At 53.1% G+C, this 14,407-nt stretch carries 14 protein-coding genes; 9 read left to right on the forward strand and 5 right to left on the reverse strand.

Annotation, left to right across the window (positions count from 1 at the left end; translation table 11 throughout):
• Window positions 1-119 precede the first annotated feature (119 nt).
• The 3 genes from IE076_RS00955 to fabD form a co-directional block, all read right to left on the reverse strand.
• Window positions 120-356, reverse strand: a complete 237-nt coding sequence (locus IE076_RS00955) for an acyl carrier protein (protein WP_008551920.1) — start codon at window positions 354-356, stop codon at window positions 120-122.
• A 276-nt stretch (window positions 357-632) separates the two neighbouring features.
• The gene (gene fabG / locus IE076_RS00960) at window positions 633-1,370 is read right to left on the reverse strand and encodes a 3-oxoacyl-[acyl-carrier-protein] reductase (RefSeq protein WP_189434555.1); all 738 of its coding nucleotides are present in this window, start codon (window positions 1,368-1,370) and stop codon (window positions 633-635) included.
• 113 nt (window positions 1,371-1,483) lie between these two features.
• The gene (gene fabD / locus IE076_RS00965; protein WP_189434557.1) at window positions 1,484-2,437 is read right to left on the reverse strand and encodes an ACP S-malonyltransferase; all 954 of its coding nucleotides are present in this window, start codon (window positions 2,435-2,437) and stop codon (window positions 1,484-1,486) included.
• A gap of 494 nt (window positions 2,438-2,931) precedes the next feature.
• Here fabD and rpsF point away from each other — a divergent pair, with 494 nt between their 5' ends.
• The 9 genes from rpsF (at window position 2,932) to IE076_RS01010 (ending at window position 11,919) form a co-directional block, all read left to right on the forward strand.
• Entirely contained in the window at window positions 2,932-3,363 is a 432-nt protein-coding gene (rpsF, locus tag IE076_RS00970) for a 30S ribosomal protein S6 (protein WP_189434559.1), read from the forward strand.
• Window positions 3,364-3,369: 6 nt separating this feature from the next.
• Window positions 3,370-3,615 carry a 30S ribosomal protein S18 gene (gene rpsR, locus IE076_RS00975; protein ID WP_008552033.1) on the forward strand — a complete coding sequence of 82 codons (246 nt, stop codon included), beginning with the start codon at window positions 3,370-3,372 and terminating at the stop codon, window positions 3,613-3,615.
• 152 nt (window positions 3,616-3,767) lie between these two features.
• Entirely contained in the window at window positions 3,768-4,373 is a 606-nt protein-coding gene (gene rplI / locus IE076_RS00980) for a 50S ribosomal protein L9 (RefSeq protein ID WP_189434561.1), read from the forward strand.
• A 333-nt stretch (window positions 4,374-4,706) separates the two neighbouring features.
• Window positions 4,707-6,194, forward strand: coding sequence for a replicative DNA helicase (locus tag IE076_RS00985; RefSeq protein WP_189434562.1), 1,488 nt, complete (start codon window positions 4,707-4,709; stop codon window positions 6,192-6,194).
• 135 nt (window positions 6,195-6,329) lie between these two features.
• Window positions 6,330-7,481, forward strand: a complete 1,152-nt coding sequence (gene alr / locus IE076_RS00990; protein WP_189434564.1) for an alanine racemase — start codon at window positions 6,330-6,332, stop codon at window positions 7,479-7,481.
• Between the two features lie 33 nt (window positions 7,482-7,514).
• On the forward strand, window positions 7,515-8,918 hold the full coding sequence (radA, locus tag IE076_RS00995) for a DNA repair protein RadA (protein ID WP_189434566.1): 1,404 nt from the start codon (window positions 7,515-7,517) through the stop codon (window positions 8,916-8,918).
• A gap of 81 nt (window positions 8,919-8,999) precedes the next feature.
• A complete protein-coding gene (locus tag IE076_RS01000) occupies window positions 9,000-9,626 on the forward strand; it encodes a CvpA family protein (protein ID WP_189434568.1) in 627 nt (208 codons plus the stop codon).
• A 47-nt stretch (window positions 9,627-9,673) separates the two neighbouring features.
• Complete coding sequence (gene purF, locus IE076_RS01005) at window positions 9,674-11,167, forward strand: amidophosphoribosyltransferase (protein ID WP_209008741.1); 1,494 nt, start codon at window positions 9,674-9,676, stop codon at window positions 11,165-11,167.
• A gap of 5 nt (window positions 11,168-11,172) precedes the next feature.
• On the forward strand, window positions 11,173-11,919 hold the full coding sequence (locus tag IE076_RS01010; protein WP_189434570.1) for an SDR family NAD(P)-dependent oxidoreductase: 747 nt from the start codon (window positions 11,173-11,175) through the stop codon (window positions 11,917-11,919).
• A gap of 82 nt (window positions 11,920-12,001) precedes the next feature.
• On the opposite strand, the gene IE076_RS01015 is transcribed toward IE076_RS01010, so the two are convergent.
• The gene (locus IE076_RS01015) at window positions 12,002-12,784 is read right to left on the reverse strand and encodes an inositol monophosphatase family protein (RefSeq protein ID WP_189434572.1); all 783 of its coding nucleotides are present in this window, start codon (window positions 12,782-12,784) and stop codon (window positions 12,002-12,004) included.
• A gap of 214 nt (window positions 12,785-12,998) precedes the next feature.
• Entirely contained in the window at window positions 12,999-14,405 is a 1,407-nt protein-coding gene (der, locus tag IE076_RS01020) for a ribosome biogenesis GTPase Der (RefSeq protein ID WP_189434574.1), read from the reverse strand.
• Window positions 14,406-14,407 lie beyond the last annotated feature (2 nt).

Genomic DNA, 14,407 nt, shown 5'->3' on the forward strand with positions numbered 1-14,407 from the left:
CCCTGATATCGCCCCCTGAAGACACAATGGCCTTACCTCTGCGACAAGCATGCAGCTTAAAAGAAAACAGGCGCGGCGAGTACTAATGACCCACCGCGTTCCTAGCTCTTGCAGCAGGATTAGCCCTGCTTGGATTCGATGAACTTCACAGCATCGCCAACAGACTGAATGGTTTCAGCAGCATCGTCCGGGATTTCCACGCCGAATGCTTCTTCGAAAGCCATTACCAGTTCAACGGTGTCCAGGCTGTCTGCGCCCAGATCGTCGATGAAGCTTGCAGATTCGACGACCTTGTCAGCCTCTACGCCGAGGTGCTCGACAACGATCTTCTTTACCTGTTCTGCAACATTGCTCATTTTAAGTCCTCAATTGGTTTTCAAGGTAGTGTTTCGGTCCGCTTCACGGAGGCCTAATTTCACTCGCCACCCGTGTTGCACACTCTGGTTCTTTTGAAAAGACGCAACGGCTTATATGTTAAGCCGCTTCCAAAGAAAACCGCAGCTTTTCCGTTCCTCTTTCCAAGAGGCCACTTCTAATCGGCGGGTTCCTAGCACAATCTGTTCAGGTTTACCAGCCGCCAGTAGTGATTGCCCCTTTTGTACAGGGTACGAAAAATCTACATATTTTCTTCGTTAAATCATCGCCATACCGCCATTCACGTGCAATGTCTGGCCAGTAATATACGCTGCTTCATCACTTGCGAGATAAACAGCTGCACTTGCGACTTCTTCAGCAGTGCCCAAACGACCAGCTGGAACATTGCCCAGGATCGATTCGCGCTGCTTTTCGTTTAGCTCGTCGGTCATCGCAGTTGAGATGAAACCTGGAGCAATTGTATTGACGGTAATCTTGCGAGATGCAACTTCCTGCGCCAACGACTTGGACATGCCGATCATGCCCGCCTTTGCAGCGGAATAGTTCACCTGACCTGCGTTACCGGTTACACCAACGATAGAGGTAATTCCAACAATACGGCCATGACGGCGCTTCATCATACCTTTAATCGCGGCACGACAGATGCGGAAAGTGGCGGAAAGATTAATTTCCAGTACGTGATCCCACTCTTCGTCCTTCATGCGCATGAAAATGTTGTCGCGAGTGATCCCTGCGTTGTTCACGAGGATATCGAGGCCGCCCATCATTTCTTCAGCTGCAGGCACAAGTGCGTCAACGCTGTCACGATCAGACAGGTTGGCTGCTTTGATGTGTACACGCTCGCCCAGATCAGCTGCCAGCGCTTCCAGCTTTGCTTCGCGGGTACCAGACAAGGTTACCGTTGCACCCTGAGAGTGCAAAGCGCGTGCAATCGCCTCACCGATACCACCGGTCGCGCCGGTTACGAGTGCGCTTTTACCTTCTAAATTGAACATGCCGTTGGTCTCCTCGGCTTAAAATCCATTTAAGAAAACTCATAGGGACGAAACCTGTGCCCCGTCTATACGCAGTATTAAATGCGCGCCTATGAGCCGTCAAAATCTGTGTATTAGCTCTGGGCGCCTTCAAGACGCGCAACCAGCGCATCAATATCTTCTGCGGTATTAACCGCAACGCCTTCCAGAGACTTCACGATACGGCGCACCATGCCGGTCAGAACCTTGCCGGTACCGACCTCAACGAGGGTGGTAACACCGTTGTCAGCCATCCAGGTTACAGATTCGCGCCAGCGTACGGTTCCTGTCACCTGCTCTACGAGGCGGGTGCGGACTTCTTCCGGATCGGTGATTGGAGCGGCCAGGACGTTCGCAACGAGTGGAACAACCGGCGCCTTAATCTCAACTTCCGCCAGTGCCTTCGCCATTGCATCTGCAGCAGGCTGCATCAGGGAGCAATGGAAGGGTGCGGATACAGGAAGCAGAACAGCGCGGCGGGCGCCCTTACCTTTTGCGATTTCGCAGGCACGCTCAACAGCTGCCTTGTGACCAGACACAACAACCTGACCAGTTGCGTTGTCGTTTGCTGCCTGACAAACTTCGCCCTGAGCGGCCTCTGTAGCGACTTCCATCGCCTGATCGAAGTCCAGCCCGAGCAGAGCTGCCATTGCGCCCTCACCCACTGGAACTGCTTTTTGCATTGCATCACCGCGGATACGCAGCAGGCGTGCTGCGTCAGCGATGCTCAGGGAACCTGCTGCAGCCAGTGCAGAATATTCACCTAATGAGTGACCAGCAACGAAGCTTGCAGCCTTGGACAGGTCCACACCTTTCGCCTCAAGCACACGCATAGTGGCGAGGCTGACAGCCATAAGAGCTGGCTGTGTGTTTGCCGTAAGGGTCAGCTCATCTGCCGGCCCTTCCCACATGATCTTGGTCAGAGACTGACCGAGAGCTGCATCAACTTCCTCAAATACAGCGCGCGCTTCCGGGAACGTGTCGGCAAGTTCCTTACCCATTCCAACCGTCTGGCTACCCTGTCCGGGAAATGTAAATGCAATAGTCATTTATTAGTAGCTCCGTCGCATTCTAATTGCGTCAAATGTGGGTATCCCACTTTGTATTCCAAGATGGGCGGCTATAAATTCAGCAAATACGTGCAAATTATGACCGCGCCCAAATAAGTAGCAGTGCAGATACCCTAATCGTCAGCTATCCGCACCCTCAAGAAACCTAGGGGAAACCTCGGTTACCTGCGTATTCAACGGGGCGACATGAGCCGTCTTGCTGGCACAATGTCAAGGCTACAACTGGAAAAAAGGGCTTTTTCCCCGATAGCGCTTGTCTTTTGCAGGGGATTGGCTATAAAGCCCCTCTCGTTTCCGGTATTTGGCCGGAGGCTAAAAGGAAGGCAGTTCTTCGGGACTGTAGGAATCGAAAGATATCCGTCTTCCCGTGTCTCCGCTCTTGTGAAACATCTTCTTGCGGCCTTTTTCTGAGGGCCATTCGAAGGGGCTTTGCGCCGATACCGGAATTGTTTGATCTCAGAAAGGCAATCCACATGGCGCTCTATGAGCACGTGTTCCTGGCACGCCAGGACATTTCTACCCAGCAGGTTGAAGCCCTCGTTGAGCAGTTCAAAACTGTTCTCGAAGAAAACGGCGGCAAAGTCGGCAAGATTGAAACCTGGGGTCTGCGCACCCTGACTTACCGTATCAACAAGAACCGCAAGGCTCACTACGTTCTAATGAACGTGGATGCTCCTCATGCAGCTGTTGCTGAAATGGAACGTCTGCAGGGCCTGAGCGAAGATATTCTTCGTTTCATGACCATTCGCGTAGAAGAGCTGGACGAAGAACAGTCCGCTATGATGCAGAAGCGTGATCGTGATGACCGCCGTCGCGGTGATCGCAATGACCGTGGCCCTCGCCCAGATCGTGGTGATCGTGGTCCACGTCCTGATCGTCGTCCTGAAGCACCTGCAGCGGAGTAATTGAAAATGGCTGAATCTTCTTCCGCAGGACGTCGTCCTTTCTTCCGTCGTCGTAAGACCTGCCCATTCTCCGGTGCGAACGCTCCGAAGATTGACTACAAGGACATCCGTCTTCTGCAGCGCTACATTTCTGAGCGCGGCAAGATCGTTCCTTCCCGTATTACCGCAGTATCTGCGAAGAAACAGCGTGAACTGGCTCGTGCCATCAAACGTGCTCGTTTCCTCGGCCTACTGCCGTTCGTAATCAAGTAAGTCTTGATTATCAGGTCAGGGTGCTTTTTGCATCCTGACCTTTTTCATGATTCCGGACTGTCGGAATCACGGTTGAGAGACAGAGTGCGTCAATGACGCTTCTCTCTAACTGCGGGTCACATTATCCGCAGGACAGCATTAGGAGAAATTCCATGAAAGTTATCCTTCTTGAGCGCGTGGCTAAACTTGGCCAGATGGGCGACACCGTAACTGTTAAAGACGGTTACGCACGTAACTACCTGCTGCCTCAGACAAAAGCACTTCGTGCAAACAAAGCGAACCTAGAGCGCTTTGAAAACGAACGCGCACAGCTTGAAGCTCGTAACCTTGAGCGCAAGAGCGAAGCAGAAGCAGTTGGCGCAAAGCTGGCTGGCGAAAGCATCGTTGTTATCCGCGCTGCTGGCGAGACCGGTCAGCTTTACGGTTCTGTTGCAACCCGCGATGTTGCAGGCCAGCTGACTGAAGCAGGCTTCACCGTTGTTCGCTCCCAGGTTTCCTTGCGTGCACCAATCAAGACCATTGGTCTGCACGACGTATCCATCGTCCTTCACCCTGAAGTTGAAGTTGAAATCTCTGTTAACGTTGCTCGTTCTGAAGACGAAGCTGTACGTCAGGCTGCCGGTGAAGACCTCACCGTTCAGGACGAAGATTCCTTCGAATTCGACGAAGATCTGGAAGAAGATGAAGATCTGGAAGAAGGCGAAGAAGAGGCTTCTGAAGAAGAAGCTGAAGGCGAAGAGAAAGAAACCGAAGAATAATTTTTCTTCATTCTTCTTTGAAAAAGCAGAGTCGCAATGCTCTGCTTTTTTTGTGACTCAACCTGACAGAATCGGCAACAACTCCTCTGATTCTGTTCCTTAGAAAAGGCTTTGTTAATAATTGCAGCTGGGCCGAAAAGCACTGAACACAGCTGAATTTAAACAATTTTTCTAAGCTTTCCCAAAGTTTTGAGGGCGGCGACTGTCAATTGCCAACCTGCAATTTTCCCCGCTGATTTAATTTTGAAAAAGAACTGGGCTTAAGGTGTGTCGGGCCCTTTTCCTGTCCGCGTTTAAGCTGTAACCAAGTTGCCAACCGGCACGAGGGGCGGAATGAAGGGCACAGTCCAAAAATTAGAGAAGGCTAGTGAGACCATGAGAGTGGTACCGCATAATGCCGAAGCAGAGCGCCAGCTTCTTGGCGCCATCATGGTGAACAACGAGACCTATTATCGCGTCTCGGAGTTTTTGGAAGCACGCCATTTTTTCTTAGCTCCCCACAAGGACATCTATGACAAATGCGGAGCGCTGATTAAAGCGGGCAAGATTGCCTCGCCTATCACGCTTAAGACATTCTTCCCTGCGGATGAGAAAATTGCGGACCTGTCTGCAACTCAGTATTTGCTGCGTCTTGCAGGTGATGCGACTTCTGTGATCAACGCGGAAGATTACGGCAAGACCATCTATGATCTGGCGACCCGTCGTAACCTGATCACCATTGGCGAAGACATGGTGAACATTGCTTATGATGCGCCGATCGATATGCCACCGTCCTCACAGATTGATGACGCGGAGCGTCGTTTGTTCGAACTGGCTGAAACAGGCCGTTCTGACGGTGGATTTCAGGACTTTGGCAGTGCGCTGACGCAAACCATTGAGATGGCTGCAGCAGCTTATCAGCGTGAAGGTGCACTTTCCGGCATTTCGACGGGATTGCGCGATCTGGACAAGCTGATGGGGGGCTTGCAGTCTTCAGATCTGGTGGTACTGGCTGGTCGTCCTGCGATGGGTAAAACCTCGCTTGCGACGAACATTGCTTATAACATTGCTCAGAATTACCAGACTGAAGAAATGCCAGACGGCGAGTTGAAAACCATCAACGGCGGCGTTGTGGGCTTCTTCTCATTGGAAATGAGCGCCGAGCAGCTGGCAACACGTATTATTTCCGAGCAGACCGAGATTTCCTCCTCCAAGATTCGCCGCGGCGACATCAACGAAGCGGACTTTGAAAAGCTCGTTGCTGCGACTCAGCACATGCAGCATGTTCCACTTCACGTGGATCAGACCGGTGGTATTTCCATCGCCTCTCTTGTCTCCAAGGCACGACGCCTGAAGAGACAAAAGGGTCTGAACATGATCGTGGTGGACTATATCCAGCTATTGACCGGCTCTTCCAAGAATCAGGGCAATCGTGTTCAGGAAATCACCGAGATCACCACGGGCCTCAAGGCGTTGGCGAAGGAGCTCAATGTTCCGATTATCGCCCTCTCCCAGCTTTCCCGTCAGGTTGAAAACCGTGATGACAAGCGGCCGCAGATGTCTGACCTTCGCGAATCCGGTTCAATCGAGCAGGATGCGGACGTGATCATGTTCGTGTACCGCGAAGAATACTACATGGGTAAAAAGGAACCTCCGGAAGGTACTCCTGAGTACGAAGAGTGGAGCTCCAAGATGGAGCAGTTGCGCGGCAAGGCGGAAGTGATTATCGCCAAGCAGCGTCACGGCCCAACTGGTATTGTCGATCTTCAGTTCCAGGGCGAGTACACTCGCTTCTCCGATCTGGCAGATGACGCCCATATTCCTGACAGAATCATGGAATAAGGCAGGTTCTACCTACTGAATTAGCGATTGACCCGGAGTTACGCACATCAGTTGTGCAGTGCTTCGGGTCTTTCTTTTTAAATGCTGCTATGTTTTGTAGGCTAACGGGCATTCAAAGAATCTGAAGGCAATCACGTGACACATTCGGGCACTGTTACCTCTGACCGTCCAACGCTTTCTGCTGGCGGCGCTGCAAAACTAACCCTCGACCTAACCGCTCTGCGCTCCAACTGGGGCTACCTGAATAAGAAGGTGGGCGAAAACTGCACCTGCGCAGTGGTTTTAAAGGCCAATGGCTATGGGACGGGTGCTATTGAGGTTGGCAAGACGCTTTACGATGCCGGTGCCCGCGTTTTCTTTGTAGCTTTTCCGGAAGAAGGCATTGAACTGCGCAAGCAGCTGCCACACGTAGAAATCTACGTCCTGAGCGGCCTCTTCCGGGAGCGCGAGAAGTTTTACTACGATTTTGATCTGAAGCCGGTCCTCAACAGCCATGAAGAGGTTGCTGAGTGGTCTTCCTTTGCGCAGAGCCTTGATGAAGAGCTTCCTGCGGCGCTTCATTTTGATACGGGCATGCACCGTCTTGGATTATCCGCACGTGATGCGCGCGAGATCGCTGGATCTTCCACTTTGTCTAAAGGCATCAACGTGGACCTGATCATGAGCCACCTTGCCTGTGCAGATACGCCAGACCATACGCTCAATAAAAAGCAGCTAACTCGGTTCCAGCGTGTTTGTGAGCATTTTCCCGGTGCGCGCCGGTCATTGTGTAATTCCTCTGGGATATTCCTTGGCCCTGAGTACCATTTCGATATGGTTCGGCCTGGCATTGCGCTTTATGGCGGCAATCCGGTTCCGGGCCAACCGAACCCGATGCTTGCCGTTGCCCATGTGCACGGTGAGATCATTAGTTTGCGCGAGGTTCCGGCAGGTGATTCTGTGGGATACGGGGCTTCTCGTGTAACGTCTCGGAAAAGCCGAATCGCAACCATCAATGCAGGCTATGCGGATGGTCTGCACCGGCGGGTTGGCAGCTCTGATGATCAGCCCAATGGAGCGCGTGTCTATATCAACGGACACTTTGCCCCGATCTTTGGCCGAGTGTCCATGGACATGATTGCAGTTGATGTAACGGACATCCCTGAAGAGCATTTGTCGCGCGGGGCGCCCGTTGAGATTATGGGAGCGCACGTAAACGTGGATGAATTGGCAAACTTTGCTCAAACGATCCCATATGAATTGCTGTGTAGCCTAGGAGCACGCTATACACGCCACTATAAACGCTAGCCGACCAAACACTGGCAGGAACCTGAATTCAAAATGGCGAAACGCTCCCTTTCATTTGTCTGTCAGTCTTGTGGGGCAACCACACTTAAATGGGCAGGCCGCTGCGAATCGTGCGGTGAATGGAACACAATTCAGGAAGAGCAGCAGGCTGGTGGCATTGGAGCAGGTCCGAAAACAGCGACACGGGCCAAGGGCCGAGTCGTACCGTTGGTTGGGCTGTCCGGCGAGACCAAAGAAGCACCGCGAATCGTTACCGGCGTAGCAGAGCTGGACCGGGTGACCGGTGGCGGCTTTGTTAAGGGCTCTGCCCTGCTTGTTGGCGGTGATCCGGGAATCGGTAAGTCCACCTTGCTGACGCAAGCCAGTGCACACCTTGCTTTGCAAGGCCACAACATCGTTTACATCTCCGGCGAGGAAGCGGTGGATCAGGTGCGGCTGCGTGCTGAGCGCCTTGGCTTGCGAGATGCGCCGGTTCAGCTGGCGGCGGAGACAAGTGTTGAAGATATTCTGACGACACTGGAAGACAAGAAGGGCAATGAGCGCCCTCACCTTGTGATCATCGACAGTATCCAGACACTTTGGACTGAGATGGCCGATTCTCCTCCGGGAACAGTGACACAGGTGCGCGCCTCTGCGCAGGCTCTGGTTCGTTTTGCCAAGAAAACCGGCACCACTGTTGTGCTTGTTGGTCATGTGACCAAGGATGGCCAAATTGCCGGCCCTCGCGTTGTGGAGCATATGGTTGATGCCGTGCTCTACTTTGAGGGCGATAACGCGCATCAATACCGAATCTTGCGCGCGGTGAAGAACCGCTTTGGCCCGACTGATGAGATCGGCGTCTTCGAGATGTCTGATAAGGGCCTGCGTGAAGTGAAAAACCCGAGTGCAATGTTCCTCAGTGAACGTAGCGCTACTGCTCCAGGTTCAGCCGTGTTTGCGGGTATAGAAGGAACCCGGCCATTACTGGTTGAGATGCAGGCGCTTGTTGCCCCTTCTCCGCTTGGCACGCCGCGCCGTGCGGTGATCGGTTGGGACAGTGCGCGGCTCTCCATGATTTTGGCAGTGCTTGAAGCGCGCTGCGGTGTTAAGTTTACGCAGCATGACGTGTATCTAAACGTTGCCGGTGGCCTGAGGATTAATGAGCCGGGAGCTGACCTTGCAGTTGCGGCAGCTCTTATCTCATCGCTTAGTGGGGTTGCTCTTCCCCTCGAATGCGTCTATTTCGGCGAAATCAGTCTGTCTGGCGCGGTTCGACCAGTTGCCCAGGCTGCTTCCCGATTAAAGGAAGCTCAGAAGCTTGGATTCGGTCAGGCGGTTATACCTGACGGGAATATGAAAGAAGGCTCCAAAGCGCTTGGTCATATTAAAGGACTTGAGGAGCTGGGAGATTTGGTAGCAAATATAGCTGCCAGTGCGCATAAAATGGAAAACGCTTAAGGGATTTACCTGGGCTGATTTTAACCGGCAGGCATTTTTGTTGGTTTGCCTGCCAGTCAAACAAGGGACATGTGTCGACAGATGCCGATCACACTCTTAGACGGAATTCTATTGGCTATCATGCTGATCTCTGGCGTTCTTGCGATGATTCGCGGGTTCGTTCGTGAGGTCCTTTCTATTGCATCATGGGTGGCTGCAGCAGTTGCGGCTTATATTTTCTACGGCAGCCTGAAACCATTTGTGTTGCAGCACGTGGCCAATGACACACTAGCAACTGCGATTGCTGCAGGTGCGGTGTTCCTCGTAACATTGATTCTGGTGAGCTACATCACCATGCGCATTTCAGACTTTGTGCTGGACAGCCGCATTGGCGCACTCGACAGAACCCTCGGTTTTGTCTTTGGCGCAGCCCGCGGTTTCCTACTTGTTGTTGTTGCGCTACTATTCTTCAACTGGTTTGTGCCGGAGCCACGGCAACCAAACTGGATCATTGATGCGAAATCCAGGCATCTCTTGGTAACGAGCGGCCAGAATCTGGTCTCGGCTCTGCCAGATGACCCAGAGCGTGCTATTATGGACCAGATCCGTAAGCAGGGCGGCTCAAATGGCCCTGCGACAGGTGCACCCAGTGACGAAGAAGCCCGCTACTCCCCAAGTGAGCGGCGTGGACTGGATCAGTTGACGGCCTCTGGCGATGGCCAGAACTAAGCTTTTACGTTGATATTAGGCCCAAGTAAGAACCAAGGAGTGATGCCATGAGCAGTGGCGTATCAAACAATTCTGCCGCTCTGACCGAGCTACAGGCGGATTTTGACGGCGATACCCTGCACGAGGAATGCGGCGTTTTTGGCATTCTTGGACATGACGATGCAGCGGCGCTGACAGCTCTGGGGCTTCATGCCCTTCAGCATCGCGGACAGGAAGCTGCTGGCATTGTAACGTTTGATGGGGATCAGTTCCGCTCGGAACGGCATATGGGTCTGGTTGGTGATCATTTCACCCATCAGGAAACCATCGACAACCTGAAGGGTCCCTACGCGATTGGTCACGTACGCTACTCCACCACTGGTGAAGCAGCACTGCGCAACATCCAGCCGCTGTTTGCGGAGCTTGATGGTGGTGGTATCGCGATCTGTCACAACGGCAACTTCACCAATGCGATGACCCTGCGCCGGCAGCTGATCAAGGATGGCGCAATTTGCCAGTCCACCTCTGACAGTGAAGTGGTTCTGCAGCTGGTTGCCCGCTCCCGTGAGGCAAAGATCGTTGATCGTTTCATCGAGGCCATCAGCCAGATGGAAGGCGCATATTCTCTTGTTGCTCTGACGCGAAAGAAGCTGATTGGTGCGCGTGATCCGTTTGGCATTCGCCCGCTTGTTCTGGGTGACCTGAACGGAGCTCCGATTCTTGCCAGTGAGACCTGCGCACTCGACATTATTGGCGCAAAGTTCATCCGCGAAGTGGAGAACGGCGAGGTTGTTGTTTGTACGCCAGGTGGCATCGAGAGCTACTTCCCGTTTGGCAAGCGCCCTTCCCGCCCGGATATCTTCGAGTACATCTACTTCTCCCGTCCGGACAGCGTTTTGAACGGTCACTCCGTTTATGACGTTCGCAAGCGTTTTGGCCGGGTTCTGGCGCAGGAAAGCGCGGTGGAAGCGGATGTGATTGTACCGGTTCCAGATTCCGGTGTTCCTGCTGCTCTTGGCTTTGCGGCTGAAAGCGGTGTTCCGTTTGAACTGGGCATCATCCGAAACCACTATGTTGGCCGGACCTTCATTGAGCCTACGCAGCAGATTCGTACGCTCGGCGTTAAGCTAAAGCACTCTGCTAACAGAGCGCAGATTGAAGGCAAGCGGGTGGTGCTGGTGGATGACAGCCTTGTGCGTGGTACCACCAGTGTGAAAATCGTTCAGATGATCCGGGATGCGGGTGCCAAGGAAGTTCACTTCCGTCTGGCCTCCCCTCCAATCAAGTTCTCTGATTACTACGGTATCGATACGCCAGTTCGCGAAAAGCTGCTTGCGGCCAAGTATGATCTTGAAGGCATGCGCAAATACATTGGCGCAGACACCCTCGCCTTCCTGAGCATTGATGGCGTCTACCGTGCCATGGGCCATGAGAATGGCCGTGACAACGAGAACCCACAGTTCACTGATCACTGCTTTACCGGGGACTACCCAACCCCGCTGACAGATCTGTCTGACGATGTAGACACACGTCAGGCCCCCCGCCTTGTAGAAACTGGTTAAGTTCAATGAGTTCCAAAAGACTTGAAGGTCGTGTGGCCGTTGTCACGGGTGCATCCCGTGGCATTGGCTATTTTGCTGCGAAAAAGCTTGCTGAAGAAGGTGCGCATATTATTGCGATTGCGCGTACTGTTGGCGGACTGGAAGAACTGGATGATGAGATCCAGCAGGTCGGCAGTTCGGCTACTCTTGTTCCGCTTGACCTGACCGATTTTGATGCGATCGATCGTCTGGGCGCTGCAATCTTTGAACGTTGGAAGAAGCTCGACATTCTGGTGGGTAATGCTGGTATTCTTGGCCCGACATCTCCACTGGGTCACATTGATCCGAAGAAGTTTGATGATGTTCTGAAAATCAACGTGACCGCCAACTGGCGCCTGATCCGGTCACTGGACCCGCTGTTGCGCCAGTCTGATGCTGGGCGTGCGGTCTTCCTGACCTCAGCAGCGTCGCTACGGTGCCGGGCCTACTGGGGGCCTTACAACATCTCCAAAGCGGCTCTTGAGGCGCTGGTCCATACCTATGTGAACGAGACGCGGAAGACCAACGTCAAATCCATGCTGGTCAACCCTGGCGCAATGCGTACTGGTATGCGTGCGAAAGCAATGCCGGGTGAAGATCCAATGACTTTGCCGCACGCCTCTGAAGTATCCGATGATATCGTGCGCTTCTGTGTGCCTGAGAGCGAAGAGAATGGTCGCATCTACGATTTTCAGATCAAAGCCCTGCGCGATTTCGCTGAACCGTCCTACTAGGCACGACCTGCAATATGAATCCAAAAGCCCCGGTCTAATGCCGGGGCTTTTTTTTTGCATTATGGGTTCTAATTCGGATCGCTTAGATGAAGGACTTATCCGTCAAAGCTTTGACCTGATCAAACACGCCAGGGCAAGTGGCTACAACCTTACAGCCGTTCATGACTGCATCTGCGACATCGATCTCTTGAACGATACCACCGGCTTCTTCCACGAGTGTCAGGCCTGCCATACAATCCCACGAGAGCATATGATCTTCAATGTAGCCAATGAGGCGGCCAGAGGCAGCGTAAGCAAGCATCAGGCCACCAGAAGCATTGCGGAAGAAGATCCCTCCTTCATCCATCAGCAGATCAATGGCATTTTTGGTTGACTGTTTATTCCCACGGGCGTTGTAGCCCAGACCGAGGGAGCCGTTGGCAAGAGATTGGCTTGCAGAGACCCTCATCGGCGTGCCATTAATCGTTGCACCCTTGCCTTTTTCAGCAGCAAACAGCTCATCAGCACACGGATCGTAGATGACACCGATATGTTTTTCGCCATTTTTGACACAGGCGATGATCACGCACCATTGTGGGATACTGGCGATGAAATTTGCGGTTCCGTCAATCGGGTCAATAATCCATGTGTATTCAGAGGTGCCTTTGTTGACACCGTCCTCTTCTCCCACAATGGTGTCCTCGGGAAACGCTTGTGCAATTGCATTTCGGACAAGAGCTTCTGTATCCCGATCAGCCTCTGACACCATATCTTGATGACCCTTGCTCTCAATATTGAGAGTATCCAGGCGCATGTAATACTCGTGCGCGAATACGCCAGCGCGCTTAACCAGAGCCTTAGCGAAGGTGAAACGGTCTTGTGACATGGGGCCTCTATTTTCTATGTGGAATGCAAATAGTGGGTGCGATCAAAAGCAGTTTCAGGAGGAATTGCAATTTGTTGGCCGCACTATTGATACTTCTAGAGAAAAATTCGTCTGCACGCTAGTGGGCAGAACCCTGACGCATTTTATGCTCATTAAGTGGGCCACGAAAAAGGGCAGCTGAATGCTGCCCTTTTTGTAGTTCTTGGAACTGAAATCAGTTTCTTTTCTTGTGGTACGGGTTATCGCCTTTTCGATAGGACAGGCGAATAGGCGTGCCCTTGATATCAAAGCGCTCGCGAAGACCGTTCACAAGGTAGCGGGTGTAGCTCTCAGGCAAATTGTCCGGCTTGGAGCTGAACACCACGAAGTGCGGCGGACGTGTCTTTGGCTGCGTCATGAAACGCAGACGCACACGACGACCGGAGACTGCTGGCGGCGGATGGTGGATCAGAACCCCTTCCAGCCAGCGGTTGAGGCCGGATGTGCCAATGCGCTTGTTCCACATCTCGTAGGCCCGGAAGACAGCCTGCATGAGTTTATCAAGCCCCTGCCCGTTGATACCGGACATAGTGACAATCTCAACGCCGCGCAGCTGGTTCAGATAGCGTTGCTGGGCATCTTTAATGTGCCCCCACGCATCTTCACGATCTTCGATCAGATCCCACTTATTGATGGCAATCACGATTGCGCGACCTTCACGAGCGCACAGATCGATGATCTGCAGATCCTGCTTTTCAAAGGAGATGGTCGCATCAAGGGTGACGACCACGACTTCCGCGAACTTTACTGCGCGCAGAGCATCTGCAACGGAGAGCTTTTCAAGCTTTTCCTGAACGCGAGCCTTCTTACGGATACCAGCGGTATCGAACACTTTGACGTGGTGATCCTGCCATTCCCACTCAACAGAGATACTGTCGCGGGTGATGCCAGCCTCAGGACCGGTCAGCAAACGCTCTTCACCCAGCATCTGGTTGATGAGTGTGGATTTACCAGCGTTTGGACGTCCCACAATGGCCATGCGTAAAGGACGTTCAACGGTGCCAACCGGCTCGTCGATCTCTTCGTCCTCTACATCCACGTCGGTGCGCGCTTCGGAAAACTCGGAGGAACTTTCCGCTTCCTCTGCCGCATCAACAATCGGACGCAGGAAGTCATAGAGCTCTGAGAGGCCTTCCCCGTGTTCTGCAGACAGGGCGATAGGATCACCCAGTCCGAGTGTGAACGCGTCGTAAAGGCCACCATCGCCTGCCTTGCCTTCCGCCTTGTTGGCGCAAAGAATTACAGGGGTCTGGGCCCGGCGAAGAAGGTTCGCAAAGTGCTCATCGAGCGGCATCAAACCTGCGCGTGCATCGATAAGGAATAAGCATGCATCCGCTTCCCGGATTGCTTCTTCTGTCTGGGCGCGCATGCGCCCCTCGAGGCTTGCTGCCTCTGCTTCTTCCAAGCCAGCAGTATCAACGATCTTGAATCGCAAATCGCCCAAGCGTGCATCACCGGACCTACGGTCGCGGGTCACACCTGGGGTATCATCGACAAGCGCTAGGCGCTTACCTACAAGGCGATTGAAGAGCGTCGACTTGCCAACATTAGGTCTGCCAATAATGGCGACTGTCGCAGTCACGC

The sequence above is a fragment of the Pseudovibrio japonicus genome (assembly GCF_014651595.1).
In the GTDB taxonomy this organism is placed as follows: domain Bacteria; phylum Pseudomonadota; class Alphaproteobacteria; order Rhizobiales; family Stappiaceae; genus Pseudovibrio; species Pseudovibrio japonicus.

Coding starts and splice junctions, on each gene's coding strand:
- IE076_RS00955 (WP_008551920.1), bottom strand. CDS start 356: ATGAGCAATGTTGCAGAACAGGTAAAGAAGATCGTTGTCGAGCACCTC.
- fabG (WP_189434555.1), bottom strand. CDS start 1,370: ATGTTCAATTTAGAAGGTAAAAGCGCACTCGTAACCGGCGCGACCGGT.
- fabD (WP_189434557.1), bottom strand. CDS start 2,437: ATGACTATTGCATTTACATTTCCCGGACAGGGTAGCCAGACGGTTGGA.
- rpsF (WP_189434559.1), top strand. CDS start 2,932: ATGGCGCTCTATGAGCACGTGTTCCTGGCACGCCAGGACATTTCTACC.
- rpsR (WP_008552033.1), top strand. CDS start 3,370: ATGGCTGAATCTTCTTCCGCAGGACGTCGTCCTTTCTTCCGTCGTCGT.
- rplI (WP_189434561.1), top strand. CDS start 3,768: ATGAAAGTTATCCTTCTTGAGCGCGTGGCTAAACTTGGCCAGATGGGC.
- IE076_RS00985 (WP_189434562.1), top strand. CDS start 4,707: ATGAAGGGCACAGTCCAAAAATTAGAGAAGGCTAGTGAGACCATGAGA.
- radA (WP_189434566.1), top strand. CDS start 7,515: ATGGCGAAACGCTCCCTTTCATTTGTCTGTCAGTCTTGTGGGGCAACC.
- IE076_RS01000 (WP_189434568.1), top strand. CDS start 9,000: ATGCCGATCACACTCTTAGACGGAATTCTATTGGCTATCATGCTGATC.
- purF (WP_209008741.1), top strand. CDS start 9,674: ATGAGCAGTGGCGTATCAAACAATTCTGCCGCTCTGACCGAGCTACAG.
- IE076_RS01010 (WP_189434570.1), top strand. CDS start 11,173: ATGAGTTCCAAAAGACTTGAAGGTCGTGTGGCCGTTGTCACGGGTGCA.
- IE076_RS01015 (WP_189434572.1), bottom strand. CDS start 12,784: ATGTCACAAGACCGTTTCACCTTCGCTAAGGCTCTGGTTAAGCGCGCT.